The following is a 25,572-nucleotide window of genomic DNA, read 5'->3' on the forward strand; positions in this document are numbered from 1 at the left end:
CTAATGAAGTGCGTCAATAGCTTCCAGAGGTTTCGTTACTTTTTTGCATTTATTTCGTAAAGATTTCGTGGATGGGATCGCCATCGGATCCGTTGGGTAGACGGATATTTAGTAGCATAGCCAGGGTAGGTGCTATGTCTGTAATACTAGCGTAGCGTGTACTTGTTCCTTGAGGAATGTTCCAACCCATAAAAGCTATGGGAACATGGGTGTCATAGGTGTAGCCTGTTCCATGGGTGGTTCCTTTCCAAGAACTGCTGAGCCAAGCTGGTTCTAGTATCAGCAATAAATCTCCGGAAGCTTTGTGATTGTAGCCCATCTGCAATAAGGCTTTTCTTCCTTTGATGTATTCTTCTTTTCTTAAATCTGTAGCGGTATAGACTTCTTTGATTCCTTCAAATCGGAGTAGGAAGCTTGCAAGCTCTCGCTGAATAGTCTCTAGTGCAATACCTCTTTCAGCGGCTAGTTTATCATTTAAAAATACCTGCTCATTCGAGAAATTGAGAATCCAGTCACCTTCTCCAAACTTTTCGGATGTGAAACCTTTCATCTGAGTTAGGATAAACCGTGTATTGAAGTTGCCAGCAGGTACTCTTTCACTTTTCATATACTCTACAATATCCGCTACAGCATGATCTGCTGTTAGAAATATCAGGTAATTACCTTTACCATAGGTTTCATCTAAATAATTCAAGAATTTTTCTAATTCCCTGTCCAGCCGAAGGTAATTATCTTCCAACTCTACGGAGCTTGGTCCAAATCTATGCCCGATGTAATCAGGAGAGGAAAATGAAACTGCCAGAAAATCCGTTTCGCCTCTTTTGCCTAACTGCTCCCCTTCAATGGCTGCATAAGCCATATCCCACGTAAGAGAATTTCCAAATGGGGTAGTGGAAAGTAGGCCATATTCTCCATTGTCAGCCATCAAACTTTTCAAATCATATGGAAAAGCAGGCTTATCCATCCCGATAAATGGACCTTCGAAATCGTTATCATCTGCAATACTCTGCACATATGTTTCCAAAGGGAATAGTGGTTCCCATGTTTGGGAAAGATACTTTTCAGCCAATTTTCGTCCATTGAACTGCTGTACCCAAGTAGGGAGGGATTCATAATAATAGTCGGAAGTCATAAACTCCCCAGTTTTGCTATCAAACCAATACGCATCGCCCAAGTGTCCAGCAGGTAAGGCAGCCCCCCGGTCTTTGATGGCAATGCCTACTACCTTAGATCGCTTATTGGTGGCGAATCGGAGTTCGTCTGTAATGGTTGTGGTCAATAAATTTCTTGGGGAAATTTTCCCATTGGATGCCGATCCACCTACCGCGGTCACGGTACTGTCAGAAGCGCAGTAGATGGTTCTTCCCAAACTTTTCACATACCAATCGTTGGCAATGATTCCATGAGTGGCCGGGGTAGTTCCTGTGTAAACGGATGCATGCCCTGGCCCCGTGTACGTTGGGATGTAATTATAATGTGCATTTTTCATCATAAAGCCCTCACGCATCAGGCGTTTGAATCCTCCTTCGGTATAGCGCTCTTCAAATTTGTAGAAATACTCTTGGCGCATTTGGTCTACCACCAATCCGATCACTAGGGCTGGTTTTTCTGCTTCTTGTGCTTGTCCGATTAATGAATAAAAGGCAAATGATATGCTGAGGATAATTTTTTTCATCGCTTGTTTTTGATTTTTCACTCGTTTAACCTTCCACAGGTATAGATTCATTTAGATTTTTTAAAAAGTCATAGTATATTTCAAAACTACAAATTTGAACACGAATGAAAAATAAATTTCTTTTGACGGTTTGCCTGCTTGTAATGAGTTGGGGTTTTACAGATGCACAGTCTTATTTTGCTGATGGCTTGTCGGCTGCTTTTCATCAAGAAAGAAGAGAAGCGCTCCGAGCCTTGATGCCAGCTAATAGTGTGGCGGTATTCTTCAGCAACCCTGTCAAAAACAGGTCAAATGATACAGAGTTTTTATACCGCCCTAATTCTGATTTTTATTATTTGACAGGCTTTCGTGAGCCCAATGCAGCTTTAGTGGTTTTTAAAGAAGCTCAGCTAATCGATGGCCAATCGGTCAAAGAAATTATCTACGTGCAGCCACGTGATCCTCGCAAAGAGCAGTGGGATGGTGAGCGCTTGGGTGTGGATGGTGTGAAGACTAAGTTAGGTTTTGAGGTAGCATTTACTTATGCAGACTTTATGAAAAAACCTGCGGTCAACTGGAATGGAATGCAGCAAATCCTTTCGTTCCCTATAGGTGACTTTGAAGGGGGATCTTACAATGCTCCTTTGAAGGAGATGGTGGCCACATTTAAGGGCATGAACCTTCGTACAGAAGCTCCAAAGTCTCCTAATCTTAATGAATTGATGAATGCCTTGAGGGTGGTGAAAACGGAAGAGGAGTTGGTTTTGCTGGCTAAAGCTGTTGAAATCAGTGGCAAAGGTCATATGGAGGCGATGCGTTCCATCAAACCGGGTGTTTCTGAAAGAGCCATTCAAGGCGTTCATGAGTTTGTTCATAAAGCGATGGGTGCAGAAGCCGTAGGTTATAACTCGATAGCTGGAGCAGGCAATAATGCCACGATTTTGCATTATGTGGATAATTACCAGGTCAATCTTCAAGAAGGCTTGCTCCTGATGGATATTGGAGCGGAATATAGAGGTTACTCCGGGGATATTACACGCACAGTTCCTGTGAAGGGGGTTTTCTCTCCAGAAGAAAGAGCGATTTATGAGATTGTATTGGAAGCTATGGAGGCAGGAATCGCTGCTTGCAAGCCAGGCGCTGATATGCGGGATGTGCAGCAGGCGTCCCGAAAAGTAATTGATGATGGCTTGGTACGCTTAGGCATTATTAAGCAAGGAGAAAGACATCCGTATTTCCCACACGGGATTGGGCATCAGTTAGGCTTGGATGTGCATGACCGTGGAGGTAATGTGAAATTTGTCCCTGGGGTTGTATTGACCGTAGAGCCTGGAATCTACATTCCAGAGGGGAGTAATACAGATCCTAAATGGTGGAGGATTGGTGTTCGTGTCGAAGACAATATCTTGATCACTGAAAACGGTCATCTCAATCTATCCGGTTTTGTACCGAAGACAGTAGAGGATATCGAAGCGATTATGAAGGAAGAAGGGGTGTTGCAGAAGTTGTCAGTTCAGTGAACAGTGAGGTAATTTAGAATGTAGAATGAGGAATGTAGAATGAAAGTTCAGACTTTCGTTTGTGGGTTTTAACCCACTAGTGGATTTGAGTTTATACTTATCTTTCAAGTAAGTTTCTAAAGAATTCACCAAATCAATAGACGGGGGTTTTAACCCTCGTCAATGGAGGGGTAGTGAGCAGTTGGAAAGTTAAAAGTTATTAGTCAACAGTTTTTTAAAATCTGTGCCTAATCAGTTAAAATCACTTATCTTTTCGAGAGACAATAGTGCACGCAACGTACGCTACGATTAAGCGCAACGATCGCAAAAGAAAGTGTTATCCACAGATTTGCACAGATGAACACAGAAAATTAAACTGCGAATTGGACCAAATTTAGGTTTTTTTTGAAAATTTATGCCCTAGCATTCGTGCGTTACACCTGTCTTTGTAGATTAAAAGTTTTATTTCTCTATTGATAGTTGACTACACTTTTGCGGCTTTTCGCCTTTGCGTGAAAATTTCCTCTTAATATGAAAAACCCATTTTATACACGCCCTTACAATATCACTGAACCCACACTGGGTTTGTCGATGTGGATATGTAGCTAACTATTTCTTCCTTATTTCGACTAGACTATGATCATGTCTTCACAACAAATCTGGCTTGTATCTTGTCTCTTGCTTCTCCGATTCTCGGGACTGGCTTTTGTCTCGTCCTTAAATAATTTGATATGTTTTTTTAGAATAATCTTTTATTCAACACGCTCCCAATATATCGCCGATCCTGTCTACCAAAGGTAAGAGGCATATAACAACTTATATCGCGCAAGGATATATTTTTATCTATCCCTTATAATCTCTCGATCATGACACTCGTGTCTAGCCTCTCGTTTCTAGCCTCTCGCTTCTCCCTACTAATCTCTCTTCTTCAAGTCTCCTCTCTTAATCGATTGGATAAATTTGTTCCAAGCGAATGGATCTAGCAAGGTAAATGGTCTAGGACCGTAGCGGTCTTGGATTTGCATGACTTGATTTTGCCGGAAGTAGCGCATGTTTTCGTTCCCGGATGCAGGCATATTTTCGGCCCATCGTAGTAAGGTCTCTGGACTCATATTGCCTCGGGTATCAATTGCCATCGGGGCTTCGTAGTTCATGGCGAGAATTTGTCTCTTAAACTCGTCTTCCGTGGGGAAAGGCATCACTTCGATTTCTGCTAAAGCGATCTCATCTACCTGCATGGTTAAAATCAAACTGATTTTATCATCATCCAAGTTATCTGGAACTTTAAATGACTGCTTTTTTAATCCAATAAAGGAGAAGATAACGCTATCACCTTCTAAAACTGGCAAGGAGAAGTATCCATACCGGCCCGAACTGGTGCCTCTACCTTTTTTTGGGACATAAACGTTAACACCTGGCACTGCATCGGTACTATCAGAATTTAAAATAATACCGGATAATTGGATGACTTTCCGTTCGTTGGTAGTCTGTGCTACTGAATGCTGTGACTGCATCAACAACAAGCCGAAAAATACGATGGTAATGATATGATAACTATAAACTCTCAATGTTTAATAAATCTTTCGTTGAAAATAGGTCAGGTCGCTATTGCTAATTTTCCCATAATATTAGCCTAATTTACATTCTATTCCTTAATTTCAAACCAGAAATATTCGTTAAAAGTTACAAATGCGCCTCAAAAATATCAGTTTGAGTTATGGAATGCGAATTTTTAAAGCCCTTTCAGAAGAAGCAAGGGTAAGAATTCTACATTTATTACTCGAAAATAAGGAGTTGTCGATATCCGATTTGGAACATATTTTGGATTTTACCCAAACCAAAACCAGCCGACATCTCAACTATCTAAAAAACGCAGGATTGGTAGGAAGTCGGAGGGTAGATCAGTGGATTTTTTACTACATCCTAGAGGAGGCCTTGGAGATTATTGTGCAGATTTTCACTTTTATTCAAAAAGATGTGAACCTCATCCGAGATCAGGAGGTTTACAAAATATTGGATTCCAACCGGGAGTTGGCTAAGAATAAAATCCAAAATAATCCCTACAGAAAATAACAGTTACTTTCTTGAAAAAATACACCCACATCCTCTTCGATCTGGACCATACGTTATGGGATTATGATCGAAACGTTCAGGAGTCTTTGAGCGAACTCTATGAAGTTTATCATTTGGTAGAATCTGGATTTGCTTCGGCTTACGATTTTACCCAAGCATTCTATGCAGTAAATTTTAAATTATGGGCCATGTATGATGTGGGAAAAATCGATAAACAAGGCTTAAGAGAAACACGCTTTAAGTTGATTTTTAAGCATGCAGGCCTGGATGAAATCTGGGCAAGCGATGCTATGGAAGCGGACTTTATGCATCGCACTTCAAGTAAAAATCATGTACTTCCCTACACATTTGAGATTTTGGATTACCTGAAACCCCAGTATGGGTTGCATATTATATCCAATGGGTTTAATGAAAGCCAATTTAAAAAACTGGATGCTTCTGGATTAAGTCCCTATTTTGACTTGGTGATTACATCAGAGACTACTGGACATAAAAAACCCGATCCAAGGATTTTTCAATATGCATTGGATCAGTTGAAGATCCAACATACAGACACGATCATGATTGGGGATAATCCTAATTCAGATATTTTGGGAGCGATCAGGGCTAATTTGGATAATGTGTATTTTGATCCTCATGGCAAGGGAATTGAATATGAGCCCACCTACACCATTCGTCACTTAAAGGAGTTGGAAGGAATTCTTTAATTTTTTTCTCAGCCTAAAAGCCTTATTTTTGCGTAGCTTATTTGAAAATCAAACATTAAGAATATGTCTTCAACAAAATATGATGTAATTGTAGTAGGGTCTGGTCCTGGAGGGTATGTTGCCGCAATCCGTGCAGCGCAGTTGGGTTTGAAAACAGCAATTGTAGAAGCTGCTGAGTTGGGTGGTATTTGTTTAAACTGGGGTTGTATCCCAACCAAAGCATTGATCAAAAGTGCACAGGTGTTTGAATATATCAATCATTCAGAAGATTACGGTATTAAAGTCAGCGGTGCAGAGGTAGATTTCGGAGGCATGATCAAAAGAAGCCGCGATGTGGCTGCTGGTATGTCCAAGGGGATTCAATTCTTAATGAAGAAAAATAAAATCGATCAACTATTGGGTTGGGGTAAGGTACAGCCGGGTAAAAAAGTAGAGGTGACGGATAAAGATGGGAAAGCAACAGTATATGCCGCTGATAACATCATCATTGCTACCGGTGGTCGTGCAAGAGAACTTCCTGCATTAAAAATCGACGATAAAAAGATCGTAGGTTACCGCAAGGCAATGACACTAGAAGAAAAACCAAGCAAAATGATTGTGGTTGGTTCTGGAGCCATTGGGGTTGAGTTTGCCTATGTATACAATTCTATCGGTACCGAGGTAACAATCGTCGAATTTTTAGACCGTATTGTTCCAAATGAGGATGAAGAGGTTTCCAAAACTTTGGAAAAAATCTACAAAAAGAATGGTGTAAAAATCATGACTTCCACCGAAGTAACGGCAGTAGATACTACAGGAAAAGGTTGTAAAGTTACCGTAAAAGATAAAAAAGGAAACGAATCTGTATTGGAGTGCGATGTAGTACTTTCTGCGGTGGGTGTTGTTTCTAACATCGAAAATATTGGTTTGGAAGATGTAGGGGTTTTGGTAGATCGTGGTAAAATCAAAGTTGACGAATACTATCAAACCAATATGCCGGGTTATTTTGCTATCGGAGATGTAACTACAGGACCGGCATTGGCACACGTAGCATCTGCAGAAGGGATTATCTGTGTAGAAAAAATTGCTGGTCACCATCCTGAACCTTTGGACTACAATAATATTCCAGGCTGTACCTATTGCATTCCTGAAATTGCCTCTGTTGGATATACAGAAGCAAAAGCAAAAGAGGCGGGCTATGAAGTAAAGGTTGGTAAATTTCCATTCTCTGCTTCGGGTAAAGCTTCTGCAGCAGGTGCCAAAGACGGTTTTGTGAAGTTGATTTTTGATGCAAAATATGGAGAGTTATTAGGTGCTCACATGATTGGTGCCAATGTCACCGAGATGATTGCTGAAATTGTTGCTGTTCGTAAGCTTGAGACAACAGGGCACGAGTTAATCAAGACAGTGCATCCTCACCCAACTATGTCAGAGGCAGTAATGGAAGCTGCAGCTGCGGCCTATGATGAGGTGATACATTTATAAAGAATCAATAAATTTTAGTACATTCGAAACACAAGGTTAAACAATTGACCTTGTGTTTTTATTTTATAAGGGATTTCCCAAAAATTCTAACCATTGGAAGAAAAAGAACTAATAGCAGGTTTACGGGCCAAAGACCGAAAAACGGTTGATTATCTGTACGATAATTATTCTAGGGCCTTGTTTACGGTCATCAGTAGAATTATTACTGATCAAGAAATAGCAGAAGAAGTATTTCACGATGCTTTTATCAAAATCACCAAGAAAATAGATTCTTACGATGAGTCGAAAGGGCGGTTGTATACTTGGATGGCAAATATCTGTAGGAATTCTGCCATTGACCGGACACGCTCCAAAGAGTTTTCACAAGACAGTAAGACCAATACTATCGATGACTACGTATATGGATTAGAAGGTAGCAGCGGGACAGAGGAGTTTACCGATGGTTTAGGTGTAAAAGAGTTAATGGAGAACCTCAATTTGGAGCAGCGGTTTGTTATTGAATGTATGTATTTTAAGGGATACACCCATTCAGAGATTTCAGAAGAATTTGATATACCTTTGGGTACGGTTAAATCCCGGATAAGAGCAGCCTTAGTCGTTTTAAAAAAGAAATTAGATAAAATATAGTGGATATTCAATCATACATAGCATCTGGAAAGCTCGAACTCTTTGTTTTAGGGGAGTTGAGTGAGCGAGAAGAAGCCGAGGTCTTGGAAATGGCTGCAAGGTATCCTGAAGTCAGGGAAGAGCTCAATCAAATAGAAGAAGCTTTTTTCCAATTGGATAATCAAACAGGAAAGGGACCATCAATTGGATTGAAATCCAAGGTGATGGCAACTTGGGAGGATGAGGTTTTAGGCAAGGAGGAAGCTGCAGTGAAAGAAATAGCCTTGCAACCTTGGAAGACGTATTTCGTGGCAGCAAGTATTGCAGCAGTTTTTGCTTCGGGGGTGGCTGTTTATTTCGCCAGCCAATATTTTAGCTTAGATCAGCGCTTCATGGCATTGTTGGAGGAAAAAGCGGTGTTGGCGGAAGATCTTAATCGCTTTAAGGTTAACTATGAGCAAACGGAAACTCAATTAGACGTATTACTGACGGGTAATTTTACTAAAATCCCGATGAAAGGCGAGCCTTTTGAAATCCAAAAAGAGGCCAAAGTTGATGTATGGTGGGATCAATCGGCTGCAAAGGTTTTTGTTTCTGTCAATCAGTTAGCATCGCTTTCAGAAGATTTGGATTATCAATTATGGGCGATAGGAGATGCTGGCCCTGTAGGAATAGGACTGGTTAATCCAGGTCAAGCTTACTCCTTGCAGCAAATGGAATCCGTATTGGCCGCAGGAGCTTTTGCAATAACCATAGAGCCAAAAGGTGGTAGTGAAAGCCCCACTTTGGAAAAATTGGTGGTTATCGGGAATGTTGCATAAAGTAAATTAGTTTAACTGCTTTAAAAGCTGGCAATGGTTGCCAGCTTTTTTTTTAGCTTCTAGATTGCTGATTTTTTTTATTTAAAGTGAGCTATTATGTTAGCTTTATGTGAGGTCTCTGTTAATTTTACAAGAATTGGCTTGAATAGCCCTCTCTTAAAGAATGCATAGAATGTCAACAATTCATATTGAAACTGTTTTTACTATCCTCCCTTTTGATAATGAAAAATTACTAGATTTTCTTGAAGAATCTCACAGTGCAAATGTGCTGAATGAATGGATACCCTTTTTCTACATTGAGGAGTTTTTACTCAGCATGTTGGGGAAGGATGATTGGCAGTATCATTATTATGCCAGGGTTCTGAAACAGGAAATCAATCGCAAGTATCTTTCCAAATCATTTGAAGCAGAACCAAACACTCACAGGGAATTTGAGGTCTTGAAGCAATGGAATACGGCTACCTTATTGAGGGATAGGATCTCAGGGAAGGAATTGACGTATAAAGTACTGGATCTTAAAGAAGGCGATACCGTGTTTTTGTATGTCAAGAAAATAATCTCAGAAGATAAGCTTCTTTTTGCGTATAGTTGCCTGAATGATTATTTAAAAGGTCAACGCGTGACTTTTGATATATTAAGTGATGAGGAGCATGGTTTTGTGGTAGGAGATCAGTTTTTTTTAAGTTTTTTTGTTCCTCATGTATTCAAAGAATACATTCAGGGGGATGAGATAGACCTGATTGTCAAAGGTATTCAAATCCACAAAAACAGATTGATTTTTGAATCGACCGATGGAAAATTATTTGACAAGCAGGAGGATAGTATTCCTTATGATCAAGTGTTAAAAAAGGGTGAAACCTATTTGTTTGATGTACTCGGGGTAAATGAGGTTTCAGAGCATGAAAAAGTACTTTTTGTAAAATATGAAAATGTCTCTGGAAATGTCAGAGTAATTGATTTTACGATTGATTTTGAGGTTCCTCCCCATATCTATTGTCTAGTACGGGAAGTGGGGCCATCCTCAGTATATTTACATGTAGACCGGTCGGCATTATTAAACCAATATTATCAATCCAATCAAGCATATGTTTTTAGGGTTCTTCGAAAAGAGTACGATGCCAATAGTGACACTACCTACTTCGTGCTCAGTGATAAATATGGAATCACACATAAAATTTATGAGAGTGCGATTGAAAGTGAACAGTTTGATTTAGTTGAAACAGGGGATATCATTACCTTATTTGTAAATAAAATCCATGAAAATGGATACTTGGTCCTTTCCTTTCAGAAAATCTTTGGCTACGGGGAGTTTATCTCCGCCGAACAGGTTTTTGAATCCATTGGCTTTTCATCTTATATAGAGACATATTTTTTCGGTTTACAAGAGGGACTCAATCAACAGCGCTTTAATTCAGCTGATTTTCATAAGCTTTATCAAGATTATGAAAGAAACCAAAACTTATGGGTTTTTTCCTACCTCAGCTATTTAAATGTGTTAATCAGTGATAATTTATTTTTAGGGGAGTATACGGAAGCTGCGATAATGAATACAATCTATCTCAAGATAGAAGCGTGGATTTTGGAAGGCTCCGACTATTTAATGCGGTTCGGTCCTGAGAAGCGAGAGTCAATTATTTACAAAGCAGAGTCAAAATTTGCTCAGGCAAAAAAACGGCAAGAAGCCTTGGATATTTTACTTCAAGGAGAGGCCTTCGTATTTATAGAGCGTTTATGTGACTTCCAGAGAGAGCAATGTCTTCCTGTATCCGAAATCGAAGTTTTTAAGTATTTGCTCCTAAGCTATGAATGTAGATTTGGCACCAAAGAGGGCGAAACTTCTCTTAAGGTTCTATTGAATCAGTTGAAATACCAGGAAATTAGTACGTATGATGCTATCTATTTTACAACCTTACTTGATAAAAAACTTGATTTAGAAAAGAAAACACTCTCAACTTTTTTTTCAAATTTGAATCATTCAGGTGAATTTATAGAGCAGCAACAGCTACTCCGAAATTGCATACAGGCGATCGGTGCGCAATTACTATTTCCAGATACAGTGATACCAGATGAGCAAAAGATTTTTAAATCCGTTCAGCTCTGTAGTTTTCTCAGCCAATTATCTACTGAAGTGGCTATCAAAAACCAACTCTTGAAGCTTGGGGTTTTTCTTCTAGCGACCAAACAAAAACTTAAACTAGCTGTAGATGAATTGATTGAATTTGAATACTCCAAGTTGACAAATCAATGTCTTTCTTTAAGTTATTCTGATAAGCTAGATGAACGTGAGAAAAGAACGGTTTTTTCAAATAATGGATCAATTGCTGTTGAAAACGGATCTATCTTATTGTATAGCAGCGCACAAGCAAATTTTTTTTCAGAAAATAGTCAGTCACCTATTCAGGAAGTTGCAAGTTTCTTCCATGGAAGTATCCGAGTACTAGCTCATTCAGGATTTAAAGCTACGGTTGATTCATGCGGCAGCATCGAGGAATCTCATCAATTATGGGCAGATTATTTTCGACCAATTTTACAAAAGCCAACTATTGAGCATGTAGCTGTTGCGAAATTTAATTCAGGTGATGAAGTAGACGTTTATTGTAAAAATTATTTCAAGCAAAAGGATCATCTTCTTTTTGGAGAAGTAATGGATTCAGTCGAAAAATCTTCAGGAATTTTGACAATTAAGGATGTTTCCAAAGTTTCCCTTGATGGATTGTCAGGGTTGATTAATCCAGGAGAAAAAGTTCGGGCCAAAGTAATTCAACATACCAAGGGAAAGCTGATGTTTTCCATGATAGACTTAGCTTGGGAGAAAATGAAATCGGCTGCTATAATCGGGAAAAGGGTTAAAGCTAAGTTGGTTCATATCCACGCATACGCCGAAAGTTATTATTTTATGACAGAGGAAGGACATTTTGGGAATGTTTTCAAGCCAGGTTTTCAGTTAAAACTTCAACAGATCTATACTTGTGAGATTGAGGGAATCCAAGAAGAGTTTCAATGGGTAAAGCTTCATGTATTAGATGTATGCAGAGAGTCTTTAGACCCGAAACAAGCTTATCGAGATTTTCTCATCAGCAATCATCTATTGAAACCATTAGAGCCTAGTAAGACCTACTTGGATGAAAACTATTGGTATAAAGCATCTTTGCAGCTAATAAAATTAATTGAAGTTAGTTTATCTGGAAAACAATCTTTGAGGGGTAAATTTGAGTTATTGCAATTATTAAAATTGCTGGCCTCTATCTTGAAATATGGAAGGTCCTTTTTATACCAAGAGGTAGTACGGTTGATAATATCGCTGGAAAAATTTAAGCAGTTGCCTGATAATGAAGATTTTGAATCATTTCCTTTGATAGAAGAACTCACTCTGGCGCGATTCCCCAAACTTGATAAAGTAAATCAAGTATATAGTGCCTTGAATACGTTTAATAAAAGTGTGAAAAAACTGGAAATTCATGAGCAAGAGGCGTCTACTTCTATTATGGTGCAATCATTAACAGAATTGATACATGCTTACCATTTGCTTAAGCGAAATAGTACCAACGTTCAACTGCTCAGTGAAATAAAAAGAATGATGGATGATTTACTGGTGCTCGAAAATATTCTTGATTCAAGTGAAGAGGAAGTTGACGCATAGACTCGTGGATGGATTAGCCTACAGCCTCTCACCCTTGCAACAATAACCTTGGATAAGGTATGCAGGGTAACTGATTTACCTTGTATTCCTGTTATCAAAAATTGGTATATCGATAGGTATGACTACCATTTTCAAACAACTCTATAATCGCATAGCCTTTATCCGTAAGCTCATAAGGTTCATCTTTCCACCAATTGCCACAAACAGCGCCACTGCAATGATACATGATGTCGTGATACTTTAAGCTTTCAACCAAGTGAATATGGCCCGAAATGCAGGCTTTGATATTTTTATGTTGATAAAATAAGTTGATGAGGGATTTGGCATCGATGTGCATCCAAGCACCCGGAACGATCCAGTCACCTGATTCGGCATTATCTCCATCTAAAAATGGTGTCGCTCCCAAAATTGGGATGTGTGACACGATCACAATAGGCTCCTCTGATGGGATATCTTGTAATGTTTGTTCAAGCCAGTTGCGCTGAGCTAGGTCAAGTTTGGCAGTATACCATGTACCATCGGGTTTCTGATGGGTACTATCCAGCACAATAAAATGCCACCCTTTTTCTGAAAACGAATAATAAGGTCGGCCCAACCCATGTTCCCGTAACGCCCAAGCTTTTCCTGGGTAAGGCTCTTGATCTGGAGTCTTTCCCCAAACATCATGGTTTCCCAAACAATGATAAAACTTAAATTGAGGATAGTCTTTTTTAATAGCTCTCCAAACTGCCCATTGGGCCTCTATCTCTGCTCTTTCTTCACCCAATGCATCCATGATCAAATCCCCTCCATTGATGAAGAAATCTATGGGTTTTTCGTCTCGTAAAATTTGATCCAAACACTGCCTGACACCAGCTTCGGAAACACCCCCAGGCTGAACATGCATATCAGTCAGATGTGCAATGCGTAAAATCGGTTCGTTTTGCTCAATCTCAGGTGTTGCTTCCGCTGAAGTTGCTAATAAAACAGAACCGGTGGCGCCCAGACCTATTTTTTTTAGTGCGCTTCTTCTGCTAGATTTATTCATAAGTATTTATTTTACAGAATAACTCAGGCGCATCGTTATAGAGGCAGTCTTTTCTTTGGAGCTTGTATTAAAGGTGCCTCCCCAAGAGTAATCCTCAGTCGAATTTAATCCGGTAATCTGGAAAATCCCCATATTGGCAGAGAGTAGCTTTCCTAATCGGGTGCCTGAGTTTTCGGCGATTTTTTCTGCTCGGATGCGTGCGTCTTCTGTTGCTCTAGAGATCATTTCAATTTTCAAACTCTCCAACTCAGTGTAGTAATATCGGGGAGCTTGTGAGTAAAATTTAACCCCTTGGAGAAGAAGTTCTGTAATCTCACGACTGATTTGCTCTACTTTTTCAACTTGTTTAGACTCTACTTGCAAGGTTTGATTGAGTTCATAGCCTAGAAAGGTCTGTCCCATATAGTTGCCTGCATTGCTGTAGTTTTGTCGGTAAAGAGGAGTGGTATTGACAGCTTGAAAAATGATATTTTCTTTGGGAATACCCTTAGCGATGAGGTAATCTAAGACTTCTTTTCGATCTCTTTCCAAGTCGGCATAAGCAGTTTTGATATCGGTATTTTCCCGGCTAAAGTTTCCTTCCCATACTACCAAATCAGAGGTGAAATTTTTCTGACCTAAGCCGGTAACATCTACCGTCCCGGTTTTTTTATTTCGATTGATAACAGCGTTTCCAAGTAAGGCTGCTGCTATAATGATCGCTATTGCAAAAATGATGGAGGAAATATGTTTTTTCATAATGGAGGGCGTTGAAAATCATTTCAAGTTAGAAAAAACAAAGGATTCACAGCAATATTTTTTCAAAAAAAACATTGGAATCTCTACAACAAATAATGGCTGGTTTTATGAACCAGCCATTATTAAAATATCAAAGGTTGAATGATATTTTATACCGTCATGATATCTGTTTCTTTTTTCGCAAGAAGCTCATCTATCTTTACAGAGTATTGGTCGGTGAGTTTTTGAACAGTGTCTTCAGCGCGTTTCACATCATCTTCGGATGCGCCGTCTTTCTGAAGTTTACGAAGTCCTTCGTTGGTGTCTTTTCTTACAGATCGAATGGAGATTTTACCAGTTTCGCATTCCTGTTTTGCCTGTTTTACTAGATTTTTTCTCCGCTCCTCTGTCAGCGGTGGGATGGTAAGAATGATGATTTCTCCATTATTTTGAGGGGCAAGGCCTAAATCAGAGTTGATGATGGATTTTTCAATTTCGGAAATGAGGTTTCTTTCCCAAGGTTTGATGGTCAACGTACGAGCATCAGGAGTAGTCACCGAAGCAACTTGCGAAAGTGGGGTAGGAGCTCCGTAATAGGATACCATGATGCCATCTAGTAGATTAGGCATAGCCTTACCCGCACGTATTTTCAGTAGTTCACTTGCTGTGTGGTCCACAGCTTTTTGCATGAGTTCCTTCGCTTCGTCTAAATATAATTTGATTTCTTCCATGAGATAATTAATTGTTTGTGATTAAGGTACCGATAAGTTCCCCTTCAACTAGCTTCTTGAGGTTACCGGGTTTATTCATATCAAATACGATAATTGGCAAATTGTTTTCTTGGCAGAGAGTAAAAGCCGTCATATCCATGATATTGAGGTTTTTTTCATAGGCCTCTGAAAAAGATAAATTTTCGTATTTAGTAGCGGTTTTGTCTTTTTCTGGGTCGGCTGTATACACCCCATCTACCCGTGTGCCTTTCAATACAACATCTGCTTCTACCTCAATAGCTCTTAAACTCGCAGTGGAATCAGTGGTAAAATAAGGATTACCAATGCCTGCTCCAAAAATTACAATTCTTCCTTTCTCTAAGTGACGGATAGCCCTTCTTCTGATAAATGGTTCACAAACACTTTCAACTTTAATACCCGACATGAGTCTGGTAAACATTCCGTTTTGCTCCAAAGCACTTTGCAATGCCATGGCGTTGATCAGCGTAGCAAGCATGCCCATATAGTCACCCTGTACTCTGTCAATCCCGGTATTTTCCGCCTGTACTCCCCTGAATATATTACCCCCTCCAATCACGATGGCAACCTCTACACCCAGTTCTTTGATTTTTTTGATCTCTTGAGCATATTGGTCAAGTCTGTTGGGATCGATTCCGTAATTTTTCTCTCCCATAAGCGCTTCACCGCTGAGTTTCAGTAATATCCGTTTGTACTTCATTGTTTTGTATGTTTTTTTGCTAGTTCAGGTATTGTAGATTCTGTCTTGGAAATTGGGCAAAGATAAATGCTACAGAATAGATATGGAAAGAGATTCCTTAAAATTGAATGAGAATTTGATTTTTCTCTACACTGTCACCTTTTTTAATTTTGATTTTTTTGATGACACCATCTCCTGGGGATTTTAGGATATTTTCCATTTTCATAGCCTCTAAAATCAAAACAGGATCTCCCTTTTTCACCGTGTCTCCTTCGGCTACTTTAAGATCAAATATGAGTCCAGGCATTGGTGCTTTGATGTCTTTGGCTGCTGAACTTTGATTCATATTTATCCCTAATTTCTCCAACAAACGGTCAAATTTATCCTTGATTTGAATCTCTGCCGGTTTGTTGTTTAATTTTACCTTTAAGGATTTGGTCGTTTCATCGATACTTACCAATTCCAAAGTGTAGGTAATCCCTTCTTTGGAAATTTTAAAAAAACGATCGTTTACCTGTTGGATGTCAAAATCTACTAAATTGCCTGCCAAGCTGATGCCTTTGGAGTCTTTCTCAAGCTCAAAAGCGTTATTTTTTATCGTTGCTGAGTACATTTCGTTTATTTTGCGTTAAATATACAATTAATCTTCAAAAAGTATTTTCATGAAAACCGATTATTCCAAGCTTTTCATTCTAGTTTTTGTAATTTTCTTGAGTGCCTGTAAATCGGTCAAACAGGAATCCCAATCCTCAATCTCAGTAATTGAGGTAGGAGAAAATGAATTTTTGGTACCAAAAATCTCAAGTCAACTAGCAGGATCATGGGAGAAAAAGATTGAAGGATATCGAGCTACGGATACTCGGTATTTTGATCTGTTGCATACGATGTTAGATCTGCGTTTTGATTTTACAAACATGCAGGTAATCGGAACTGCCGAACTACTGATGAAGCCGTATTTTTACGAACAAAAGGAAGTGGTTTTAGATGCGAAAGATTTTCATATCTATCGTGTAGACTTGCTCGAGGACGGAGAGGTGATTCCCTTAAATTACCGTTATAAAGAAAACAAACTAACTGCTTATTTGCCACGAGTGGTTCACGATACCGATACTTTACGATTGAAAATAAAATACATTGCTAATCCAAATGATAACAATCAAGCTGGCAGCAGAGCCATTACAGATACCAAAGGGTTGTATTTTATCAACCCCTTGGGAAATGAAAGTAAACCCATTCAAGTATGGACACAAGGAGAAACAGCTCACAATTCTAAGTGGTTTCCAACTTTCGATAGTCCCAATGAACGGATGACTCAAGAAATTAAGCTCACAGTTCCAAAAGAATTTCGTACGCTGAGTAATGGTATTTTACAAAGCTCGGAAGTTACAGAAGAAGGGATGCGCACAGATCACTGGCTCATGGACAAGCCCCATGCACCTTACTTGGCTGCGATGGTTGTGGGGGAGTTTGCCGAGATACAGGATGAATGGAAGGGGATGCAGGTCAATTATTATGTGGAGCCTACTTTTGAAACAGGAGCCAAGGAAGTCTTTAAAAATACTCCTGAAATGATTGAGTTCTTCTCCAATCTTTTGGGTGTGGATTATCCTTGGCAACAGTATAATCAAGTGGTCGTGCGAGATTTTGTGTCAGGAGCCATGGAAAATACCACGCTTTCTATTTTTATGGAAGATTTAAATCTTACGGAAAGGGAAGCAATCGATAGTGAATGGGACGGAATCATTGCCCACGAACTCTTTCATCAATGGTTTGGGAATCTAGTAACCACGGAGTCATGGGCGAACCTTACCCTCAATGAGGCTTTTGCCAATTACTCAGAATACTTATGGTATGAGTATAAGTTGGGAAGAGACGAAGCAAATATGCATCATGTCGCCGAAATGGAAAAGTATTTTGGAGAGGCTGAAGAAAAGCAGGAAGATTTGATCCGTTTCTACTATGATGATCCCGAAGATATGTTTGATAATCATTCCTATGCCAAAGGAGGTCGAGTTCTCCACATGTTGCGCAGGCATTTGGGAGATAGGGCCTTTTTTGCCTCATTACAGCATTATTTGATAAAGCATGCATACTCTGCAGTGGAAATTCATGACCTGAGATTAGCCTTTGAAGAAGTGACGGGGATGGATTTGAATTGGTTTTTTAATCCTTGGTTTTTAGCATCTGGGCATCCCTTGATTGCTTACGAGGTAGATTATTCTATTCCTGATAATCTTTTGTTGACTATTGAGCAAAAGCAAGATTTAACCAACACCCCACTTTATAGGATTCCATTTAAAGTCAGTTGGTATCATGAAGGGGAACGTTATGAAAAGGATTTGGTGCTGGATAAAGCCTTTCAGCAGTTTGCCATTGAAAATGGTGTGCCTGTCAATCAGCTTTACTTGGATGAGGAAAAAGTTTTGTTGAAAAAAACAGTCACCACTAGACCCAAGGAGTTTTTCATCAAACAATTGCAGGAGTCTGAGTTTGCAATTGCCCGTTATGAAGCCTTGGATAGTCTGATGACTTATTTTCCCAATGAATTAAGATTACCTTCTTTGGCGGCGAACACCTTGGAAGATACATTCTGGGCTAATCGGGAATTGGCAATTATGTTTTTTGCCAAGGAACCAACTTTAGTTCCGGCAGGACTGGAAGATAAAATTTATGATCTAGCAGATAGTGATTCTCAAAATACGGTTCGTTTGGCAGCCATTGAGTTATTGGGATTGTTGGATGGTGAAAAGTATGCTCCTGCCATGCTTCGATGGATGAATGATCCTTCCTATTACGTGGCTGCGGCCGCTTTGGGGACTTATCTGGCAGAAGAAACCAATACCAATAGAAAGGAAATTGCAGAGCGCTACACTTCCGACGCTAACGTCCGCATGACAGTTGCTTTAGCTGAGTATTTTATTCAAGAATCTATACTCGGAAAAAGTGAGTGGTTTCACGAGCGATTGGATGCCTATAATCGCAGGTCTTTGTACTATTTTATTGGCTACTACGGGGAGTATTTTACCAAACTTCCTGAAGAAGGCATGGAAAAAGCCATTGAGCGATTGACTAAAATCGCCAAGAGTGAGGAGCCTTTCTATATAAAAATTGCAGCCTTCTCTGCCTTGTTCGGATTTGTGGATCAGCCAGGTGTATTAGACAGTCTGAAGCAGATGTATGAATTGGAGACAGACGAGTCGGTGAAACGCTATCAGGAGTATTTCCTAATCCAATATTTGGATTAGGAGTTCTTCAAACTGATGCCTCCCTCGAGTTCGGCGACTTCATTCTTATTGGCTAGCTGTCCGCAGGCGGCATCGATGTCCTGACCACGGGATTTGCGAACTTTGGCGATAATGCCTTGGGCTTCTAATACACGGATGTACATGTCTACCGCCTCTTGTTTGGCCTGACGGAATTCTCCTTCATCAATAGGATTATACTGAATGATATTGACTTTGGAGGGGATGATTTTACAGAATTTCGCTAAAGCTTTTGCATGCGCTTGATCATCGTTGATGCCGTCCCAAATCACATATTCATAGGTTACTTTGCGCTTGGTTTTTTGATACCAATAGCGCAAGGAATCCGCTAAATCTTCCAATGGATTAACATCATTGATGGGCATCAGACGACTGCGTGTTTCATTGATGGCAGAGTGCAGCGATATGGCCAAGTTAAACTTCACCTCATCATCAGCCATTTTTCGAATCATCTTGGGAATGCCTACGGTGGAAAGGGTGATTCTTCTTGGGGCCATGCCCAAGCCTTCGGGTGAAGTTATCTTGTCAATAGCATCCACTACATTTGCATAATTCAATAGGGGTTCACCCATACCCATAAAAACGATATTGGTCAGTGGGCGATTGAAATACGTTTCAGCCTCTTCTTTGATTGCTACTACTTGATCGTATATTTCGTCAGGATTGAGGTTTCGCATGCGCTTCAATCGTGCTGTAGCGCAAAAATTACAATCCAAACTACAGCCTACTTGGGAAGATACACAAGCAGTGATACGTTTGGTAGTTGGAATCAATACGGATTCGACAATCTTGCCATCGTGCAGCTTTACGGCATTTTTGATGGTGCCATCTGTGGAGTGCTGCATCAAATCCACTTTGACATGGTTGATAGAAAAATTGTCTTTGAGCATCTCCCGGGTCTCCTTGGAGATATTGCTCATGTCATCAAAGTTTTTCAAAGACTTATTCCAAAGCCAGTCATAGACCTGCTTGGCTCGGAATTTTTTATCTCCCTGTGTTACAAAAAAATCCTCTAACTCTTGAAGGGTAAATTTTCGGATATCTTTTTTGACCTGCTCCATCTTGCAAAGGTACAAAAATCAAAGGGGTGCATCAGTATATCCCAAAAAGAAAAAATCGCAATTGTGGGAGCTTGGTTGTTTTAATACCTAAAGGGTTGTGAGGTGTTGATTTTCTTAGTTTGAAAGCAAAGCACACGACAGCTCCTATGGAGTATTTTTAAACAAAATAAATGGATCTTTCTTTCGGGATATTTTGCACGGGTGGGTTTGAATAGAAGTTTTTATTGTTGGAGGAAAATAATGCAATTTTTTTGAGACCTGTCTAAAAATTTTAAAAATCTATCGTTTGGGAGATTCTGAGCGCCTTTTGATACAAGCCTGGGATGCCCTGTAGTAATTTAATTTCATGCCTGTTGTACTTATGTTGTATTACTTTCTACCCTTCATTCACTCATTATTAGCTAAAATCGTACTATCAATTTTCAATACCCCAATTCTAAAAATGTATGTTACGATTAAATAGCAATGTATTTTTTGGTTTTATATGTTCTCTTTTCTTTATCGTAACGCTGGAATTAAACGCCCAGTTTGTACCGGTTGGCAAGGGTGGATATACTGAAACCTTCCCAGGAACAGACGCCGCAGGCAGAAACGGGTTTCCTCCCGGCCAACCTCAATTGAGTGGAAATGCAATAGGGAAGCCAGTCCCTACCAATGACTGGTGGTCTTTGCTTTTGCAGAGTAATCACGTGAGTAATTTGTTCAATTACCCAATGGCGATGAAAACCACACCAGCTGGATTGGTTGTCAGCTATATCCCATGGGGAGTATTTGATGATCAAGAACCCATCGTTGTTGGGCTTGCAGGATTAAATGCTCCAAGAGCAACTGTGGCCGACTACACAGACTGGACAGTTACCATGGACTGGAGTGCAGGAGGAAGAAACTTGCAGGTAACTTCCGGCATAGCCATGCCCTTTCTGTATTTCAAGAAAAACACACAAGACCAACTCCAAATCACCGTCAATCTAGGTACAGCCACCGTCAGCGGGGAGATGCTGATGATTGAAAATGCAAGAAATGATGCTGACTTCGTTTTTTATGCTCCTTCTGGAAGTACTTGGACTCAACAAGGGAAGGTATATTCCTCTACATTGAATGGAAAAGATTACTGGTCTATGGCCATGTTGCCTTTGACTACTACCAATGTGGCTCAAGCTGCTCAGTTGTATAAAAAATACGCTTATGTTTTCCCAAAGAATACCTTGACATCTTGGAATTTTGACGAACGAACGTCAAAAGTAAGGACGGAGTTTACTATCGAAACAGATGTTAAGGAGGGAAACGAAACAGCGCCATTGATTGGATTGCTTCCTCATCAGTGGGCTAATTTAGCTCCGGATTCACCTCGACCCGATTTGCTGAGTTATGCATCAGTTCGTGGAGAAATCAAAACCATGGCAGGCACTTCATTTAGTGTAGAAAATACCTACTTAGGGATTTTACCGACCTTGCCTTATCAAGCGAATTACAGTGAAGGCTTCAGTATTGCTGAATTAGATCAAAAGGTCAAGCAAATCGAAAACGATGGTTTGGCTACTTGGACAGATTCTTACAATGAGGGGCAGGTGATGAATAGACTCATTCAAACTGCTCGTATTGCGCATGAAATGGGGAATACGGAGTCCCGAGACAAGATGCTTGCCACTATCAAAGAGCGCTTGGAAGACTGGTTGACGGCACGACCTGGTCAAGTAGCATTTTTGTTTTATTACAATAAAACTTGGTCAGCCATGTTGGGTTATCCCGCCGGACATGGTCAGGATACCAACTTGAATGATCACCATTTTCACTGGGGATATTTTATACATGCAGCAGCATTTTTGGAGCAATTTGAACCCGGTTGGGCCGAAGGTTGGGGTGAAATGGTCAATTTATTGGTGCGGGATGCCGCTTCTCCTGACAGGGATGACAAGATGTTTCCTTTCCTCCGTAATTTCAGCCCTTATGCAGGTCACTGCTGGGCCAATGGATTTGCTACCTTCCCACAAGGAAATGACCAAGAATCTACTTCGGAAAGTATGCAGTTTAATTCTGCTTTGATTCACTGGGGAACGATTACTGGAAATAAAGAAATCAGAGATTTGGGAATTTATCTCTACACCACCGAACAGACAGCTATTGAAGAATACTGGTTTGATATGTATGAGCGTAATTTTGGACCAACTCAGCAGTATAGCTTAGTTTCTCGCGTATGGGGGAATTCTTACGATAACGGTACCTTTTGGACGAATGATATTGCGGCTTCTTACGGGATTGAGTTGTATCCGATTCATGGTGGATCCTTGTATTTGGGACATCATCAGGATTATGCGACCAAGCTTTGGAAAGAAATTGAGCAAAATACCGGCATTCTTCGTAACGAGGCCAATGTGAATTTATGGCACGATGTGAAATGGCAATATTTAGCATTTACCGACCCTCAGAAAGCCATCGATTTGTATGATAGCTACCCCGATAGGGAATTGAAATTTGGAGTTTCCGATGCACAGACCTATTATTGGCTACACGCCATGAATGCTATGGGAATCGTTGATGTTTCTGTGACAGCGAATTATCCTACTGCTTCTGTTTTTGTCAAAGATGGCAAAAAGACCTATGTGGCAAATAATTATGAGAAAACGCCCATTACGGTAACTTTCTCGGATGGCTTTGAACTGGAAGTTCCTGCCCGTACTATGGTCACAAGTAATGATGTAGAAATAGAAAGCGAGTTGACTACTAGCTTTACTCAAGCCTTTGTCAATGGTAGTGTGGATTTGAGTTTGGACATTACTAAAGGTGAGCCCACCAAAGTGGAGTTTTTCAGAGGATCGGAGATGATCGGTGAGATGACAGAGGAGCCATTTGATTTTACTGCAAGAAATCTACCATTGGGAGTACATAACTTTTATGCAAAGATTTTTGAGGATGATAAGTTAGGTGTGTCTAATGTGGTCACAGTAATTGTAGGTGAGCAGGTGCCGTTTATGGGTACTCCATGGCCTATTCCAGGCGTAATTGAAGCTGCTCATTACGATGTCTTTGAGGGAGGAAGAGGGCAAGGAATTACCTATGCTGACGTTTCCGCAGCGAATGAGGGGGATTTTAGAAAAGATGAGGGGGTAGATGCTATTTTTGTGGCAGGAGAAGGGAATACGGTTGGCTGGATTGTCAGTGGAGAATGGTTAGAATACACCGTAAATGTTGAAAAGCCTGGATTGTATACGATGGAATTCCGATATGCTTCGGGTAATTCTAGTGGAGGCGGTCCTTTCTGGTTAGAAATGAACGGTAAGAAAATTACAGATGATATTCGAGTCAGTACAACAGGAGGTTGGGATAAGTGGAGTACAGGAAAGGTCGAGAATATCCCATTAATAGGAGGTGAAAATATACTTCGATTGGCATTTGGCAATGGAGAATTGAACTTCGGAAAAATGACCTTCAGCTTCACCGACGAATTGGCATTTAGCCAACCGATCGCGGATGCGGGAGAAAATATTGTGGTGATCTTACCCGATCAAAGTACTTTATTGACAGGCTCTGGCTCTGATCCTGAGGGTGGAGCGCTTACTTACCAATGGACACAAGTTTATGGTCCAAGCAGAGTGGGTATTGCAGACCCTACTGCCGCAGTGACTATGATTGATAATTTGGTAGAAGGCGTGTATAGTTTCCGCTTGACGGTAGATAACGGAGAGCATCAGGCGAATGATCATTTATTGGTCATCGTGAGCAATGATGGAATTATTGCTCCGGTAGTTGCTATTAGTACTCCGTCCAATAATCAATCATTCTTGGGAGGAAGACCGATTCAGATCAGTGCGATTGCCAAGGATTTGGATGGTCGAATTGAAGAGGTGGAATTCTTCGCAGGAGCAGATGCAATTGGTAAGGCCACAAACGAACCATGGTCCATTTCGTGGGCAGGAGAAGTTGGTACGCATATGCTTTCAGCAACTGCTAAAGGTAATGATGGCAATACGGCAACATCTGCACCAATTACGGTAAGATTTACCGAGCCGCCTTCATGTAATGGAATTTCAGAGAATGGAGATTTCAGGTTCGAGTTCTCGGATGATCTGAAAAATCCAACTTTAACCTTTATTCCTACTATTCCGGGTATGGGAGATCAAGTATTGATTTTATATTACGGAAATCAAGCAAATGGTAATTTCCCAGGCTATGGTGTTAGGCCTAATCAGCCGTTCCGATTGAATGCTGCGGAAGGTACTACGGTATGGTTCTATTATACCTATTCCCATCCAACACAAGGAGAGAAAAATACCGCTGCCCAACGAATTTCCTACGTAGTGGGTACTTGTCAAGGTACAGACGAAGGTGGTGGAGAAGAAGAACCTAGCGGTCCTGGATTGGATTTTCCGATTACATTTGAGGAAAATATGACTTGGCCTACATTGATTACCAATTTTGATGGTGGAGATTTGACCGTCATTGATAATCCATTCCAGGATGGTAATTCCAGTGCTAAAGTTGCGAAAATGGTCAAAGGAGCAGGGGCAATTTGGGCAGGATCTTTCTTGACGAAAGCTACACCGATCGATTTCACCAAAGGAACAGACTTTAAAGTTTCGGTGAGAGCTCCTCGTCCAAATACCAAATTGCTTCTGAAATTTGAGAATGAATTTGATGGGGGACAGTTCTTTGAACGTGAAATGGTCATTCCTGAAGCTAATAAATGGGTAGATCTCACCTTTGATATGAGCGGAAGAAATCCAGCTATTGTGTTCAAGAAAATCGTCTTAATCTTCGAATTGGGTACATCTGGTAATGGAAGTGCAGATTTTACATGGTATGTAGATAATATTCGTCAGGGAGATGATGAAGAGGGAGAGGAGGAAGAAGAAATCGAAATGCAAAATCAGACCATTACTTTTGCAGCTATTTCAGCTAAAACTATGGGTGATGCACCATTTGATCTGACCGCAAGTGCTGATTCGGAGTTACTGGTATCTTTTGAAGCAGGAAGTGAACATGTCAGTGTTGCTGGGAAAACAGTTACGTTGGTAAGAGCAGGTCGGGCCTCAGTGGTAGCTATTCAAGAAGGTAGTGAATTGTACCACCCTGCGGAAGCAGTCACTCAAAGTTTCTGTATCAATCCAATGAAGCCTGAAATTACATTGGATGGAGTAGGTTCAGGAACAGTAATTTTGACCTCAAATGCTCCTGATGGAAATCAATGGTACTTGGATGGTGTTTTGATAGCAGGTGCAACCGGAAAAACCTATGAAGCGACAATGGATGGGGTGTACACTGTCACTGCAAAAGTTGATGACTGTATCAGTGAGCTTTCGGATCAGATTACTTTGTTGGTCAATAGTCTGGGCAGAGAGATCATAGCTCCATTAACCTTCTATCCAAATCCTGCGGATAGCCACTTCTTTATCAAAGGAGTCATAGATCCCATTCGAAGTTTGGAATTATCTGATATGATCGGTAGAATCCATGCTGTTGGTTATGAAGAAAGCGATGGTTTGTATAGGATAGATATTGCTAATTTACCGTCTGGAGTGTATTTGCTTCGAATGGTGCATGGAAATACACAGACGATTCACAAGATTTTGAAAAAATAAAATAAAGCTCCCATGATAAACCCGCAACTAACGTAC

17 protein-coding genes are annotated in these 25,572 nt (G+C 40.3%); 9 read left to right on the top strand and 8 right to left on the bottom strand.

Going from position 1 to position 25,572, the window contains the following annotated elements:
* Positions 1 to 49 precede the first annotated feature (49 nt).
* Complete coding sequence (pafA, locus tag IPZ59_RS09540) at positions 50 to 1,675, bottom strand: alkaline phosphatase PafA (RefSeq protein WP_236139617.1); 1,626 nt, start codon at positions 1,673 to 1,675, stop codon at positions 50 to 52.
* 104 nt (positions 1,676 to 1,779) lie between these two features.
* Between pafA and IPZ59_RS09545 the strand changes: the two genes are divergently transcribed.
* A complete protein-coding gene (locus IPZ59_RS09545) occupies positions 1,780 to 3,174 on the top strand; it encodes an aminopeptidase P N-terminal domain-containing protein (RefSeq protein WP_236139618.1) in 1,395 nt (464 codons plus the stop codon).
* Positions 3,175 to 4,067: 893 nt separating this feature from the next.
* On the opposite strand, the gene IPZ59_RS09550 is transcribed toward IPZ59_RS09545, so the two are convergent.
* On the bottom strand, positions 4,068 to 4,667 hold the full coding sequence (locus IPZ59_RS09550; protein ID WP_236139794.1) for a carboxypeptidase-like regulatory domain-containing protein: 600 nt from the start codon (positions 4,665 to 4,667) through the stop codon (positions 4,068 to 4,070).
* 175 nt (positions 4,668 to 4,842) lie between these two features.
* Between IPZ59_RS09550 and IPZ59_RS09555 the strand changes: the two genes are divergently transcribed.
* The 6 genes from IPZ59_RS09555 to IPZ59_RS09580 all read left to right on the top strand — a co-directional run bounded on the left by IPZ59_RS09555 (position 4,843) and on the right by IPZ59_RS09580 (position 12,464).
* The gene (locus IPZ59_RS09555; RefSeq protein ID WP_236139619.1) at positions 4,843 to 5,226 is read left to right on the top strand and encodes an ArsR/SmtB family transcription factor; all 384 of its coding nucleotides are present in this window, start codon (positions 4,843 to 4,845) and stop codon (positions 5,224 to 5,226) included.
* 11 nt (positions 5,227 to 5,237) lie between these two features.
* Entirely contained in the window at positions 5,238 to 5,933 is a 696-nt protein-coding gene (locus tag IPZ59_RS09560; protein ID WP_236139620.1) for a YjjG family noncanonical pyrimidine nucleotidase, read from the top strand.
* Positions 5,934 to 5,996: 63 nt separating this feature from the next.
* Complete coding sequence (gene lpdA, locus IPZ59_RS09565) at positions 5,997 to 7,397, top strand: dihydrolipoyl dehydrogenase (protein ID WP_236139621.1); 1,401 nt, start codon at positions 5,997 to 5,999, stop codon at positions 7,395 to 7,397.
* A 93-nt stretch (positions 7,398 to 7,490) separates the two neighbouring features.
* Positions 7,491 to 8,024 (top strand): RNA polymerase sigma factor, encoded by a 534-nt coding sequence (locus IPZ59_RS09570; RefSeq protein WP_236139622.1) that lies wholly within the window; start codon positions 7,491 to 7,493, stop codon positions 8,022 to 8,024.
* Positions 8,024 to 8,824 (top strand): anti-sigma factor, encoded by an 801-nt coding sequence (locus IPZ59_RS09575; protein WP_236139623.1) that lies wholly within the window; start codon positions 8,024 to 8,026, stop codon positions 8,822 to 8,824. The genes IPZ59_RS09570 and IPZ59_RS09575 overlap by 1 nt, the downstream gene beginning before the upstream one ends.
* 172 nt (positions 8,825 to 8,996) lie before the next feature.
* Positions 8,997 to 12,464 (top strand): hypothetical protein, encoded by a 3,468-nt coding sequence (locus tag IPZ59_RS09580; RefSeq protein WP_236139624.1) that lies wholly within the window; start codon positions 8,997 to 8,999, stop codon positions 12,462 to 12,464.
* A gap of 94 nt (positions 12,465 to 12,558) precedes the next feature.
* Here IPZ59_RS09580 and IPZ59_RS09585 read toward each other — a convergent pair whose 3' ends face one another.
* The 5 genes from IPZ59_RS09585 to IPZ59_RS09605 form a co-directional block, all read right to left on the bottom strand.
* Positions 12,559 to 13,491 carry a metallophosphoesterase family protein gene (locus IPZ59_RS09585; protein ID WP_236139625.1) on the bottom strand — a complete coding sequence of 311 codons (933 nt, stop codon included), beginning with the start codon at positions 13,489 to 13,491 and terminating at the stop codon, positions 12,559 to 12,561.
* A 6-nt stretch (positions 13,492 to 13,497) separates the two neighbouring features.
* A complete protein-coding gene (locus IPZ59_RS09590; protein ID WP_236139626.1) occupies positions 13,498 to 14,229 on the bottom strand; it encodes an SIMPL domain-containing protein in 732 nt (243 codons plus the stop codon).
* A gap of 149 nt (positions 14,230 to 14,378) precedes the next feature.
* Positions 14,379 to 14,939, bottom strand: a complete 561-nt coding sequence (frr, locus tag IPZ59_RS09595) for a ribosome recycling factor (protein WP_236139627.1) — start codon at positions 14,937 to 14,939, stop codon at positions 14,379 to 14,381.
* A gap of 7 nt (positions 14,940 to 14,946) precedes the next feature.
* Entirely contained in the window at positions 14,947 to 15,657 is a 711-nt protein-coding gene (pyrH, locus tag IPZ59_RS09600; RefSeq protein WP_236139628.1) for a UMP kinase, read from the bottom strand.
* A gap of 97 nt (positions 15,658 to 15,754) precedes the next feature.
* On the bottom strand, positions 15,755 to 16,249 hold the full coding sequence (locus IPZ59_RS09605; protein WP_236139629.1) for an acetyl-CoA carboxylase biotin carboxyl carrier protein subunit: 495 nt from the start codon (positions 16,247 to 16,249) through the stop codon (positions 15,755 to 15,757).
* Positions 16,250 to 16,298: 49 nt separating this feature from the next.
* Here IPZ59_RS09605 and IPZ59_RS09610 point away from each other — a divergent pair, with 49 nt between their 5' ends.
* Positions 16,299 to 18,881: a M1 family metallopeptidase gene (locus IPZ59_RS09610; RefSeq protein ID WP_236139630.1), complete on the top strand. Its 2,583-nt coding sequence runs from the start codon at positions 16,299 to 16,301 to the stop codon at positions 18,879 to 18,881.
* Here the strand turns inward: IPZ59_RS09610 and rlmN are convergent.
* Entirely contained in the window at positions 18,878 to 19,960 is a 1,083-nt protein-coding gene (rlmN, locus tag IPZ59_RS09615) for a 23S rRNA (adenine(2503)-C(2))-methyltransferase RlmN (protein WP_236139631.1), read from the bottom strand. The two genes, IPZ59_RS09610 and rlmN, sit on opposite strands and share 4 nt — an antisense overlap.
* A 446-nt stretch (positions 19,961 to 20,406) precedes the next feature.
* On the opposite strand from rlmN, the gene IPZ59_RS09620 reads away from it, so the two are divergent.
* A complete protein-coding gene (locus IPZ59_RS09620) occupies positions 20,407 to 25,536 on the top strand; it encodes a glycosyl hydrolase (protein ID WP_236139632.1) in 5,130 nt (1,709 codons plus the stop codon).
* Positions 25,537 to 25,572 lie beyond the last annotated feature (36 nt).

The sequence above is a fragment of the Mongoliitalea daihaiensis genome, assembly GCF_021596945.1.
In the GTDB taxonomy this organism is placed as follows: Bacteria; Bacteroidota; Bacteroidia; order Cytophagales; family Cyclobacteriaceae; genus Mongoliitalea; species Mongoliitalea daihaiensis.

Excerpts from the sequence above, each read along its gene's own strand:
- pafA (WP_236139617.1), bottom strand. The coding sequence starts at position 1,675 with ATGAAAAAAATTATCCTCAGCATATCATTTGCCTTTTATTCATTAATC.
- IPZ59_RS09545 (WP_236139618.1), top strand. The coding sequence starts at position 1,780 with ATGAAAAATAAATTTCTTTTGACGGTTTGCCTGCTTGTAATGAGTTGG.
- IPZ59_RS09550 (WP_236139794.1), bottom strand. The coding sequence starts at position 4,667 with ATGCAGTCACAGCATTCAGTAGCACAGACTACCAACGAACGGAAAGTC.
- IPZ59_RS09555 (WP_236139619.1), top strand. The coding sequence starts at position 4,843 with ATGCGCCTCAAAAATATCAGTTTGAGTTATGGAATGCGAATTTTTAAA.
- lpdA (WP_236139621.1), top strand. The coding sequence starts at position 5,997 with ATGTCTTCAACAAAATATGATGTAATTGTAGTAGGGTCTGGTCCTGGA.
- IPZ59_RS09580 (WP_236139624.1), top strand. The coding sequence starts at position 8,997 with ATGTCAACAATTCATATTGAAACTGTTTTTACTATCCTCCCTTTTGAT.
- IPZ59_RS09585 (WP_236139625.1), bottom strand. The coding sequence starts at position 13,491 with ATGAATAAATCTAGCAGAAGAAGCGCACTAAAAAAAATAGGTCTGGGC.
- IPZ59_RS09590 (WP_236139626.1), bottom strand. The coding sequence starts at position 14,229 with ATGAAAAAACATATTTCCTCCATCATTTTTGCAATAGCGATCATTATA.
- frr (WP_236139627.1), bottom strand. The coding sequence starts at position 14,939 with ATGGAAGAAATCAAATTATATTTAGACGAAGCGAAGGAACTCATGCAA.
- pyrH (WP_236139628.1), bottom strand. The coding sequence starts at position 15,657 with ATGAAGTACAAACGGATATTACTGAAACTCAGCGGTGAAGCGCTTATG.
- IPZ59_RS09605 (WP_236139629.1), bottom strand. The coding sequence starts at position 16,249 with ATGTACTCAGCAACGATAAAAAATAACGCTTTTGAGCTTGAGAAAGAC.
- IPZ59_RS09610 (WP_236139630.1), top strand. The coding sequence starts at position 16,299 with ATGAAAACCGATTATTCCAAGCTTTTCATTCTAGTTTTTGTAATTTTC.
- rlmN (WP_236139631.1), bottom strand. The coding sequence starts at position 19,960 with ATGGAGCAGGTCAAAAAAGATATCCGAAAATTTACCCTTCAAGAGTTA.
- IPZ59_RS09620 (WP_236139632.1), top strand. The coding sequence starts at position 20,407 with ATGTTACGATTAAATAGCAATGTATTTTTTGGTTTTATATGTTCTCTT.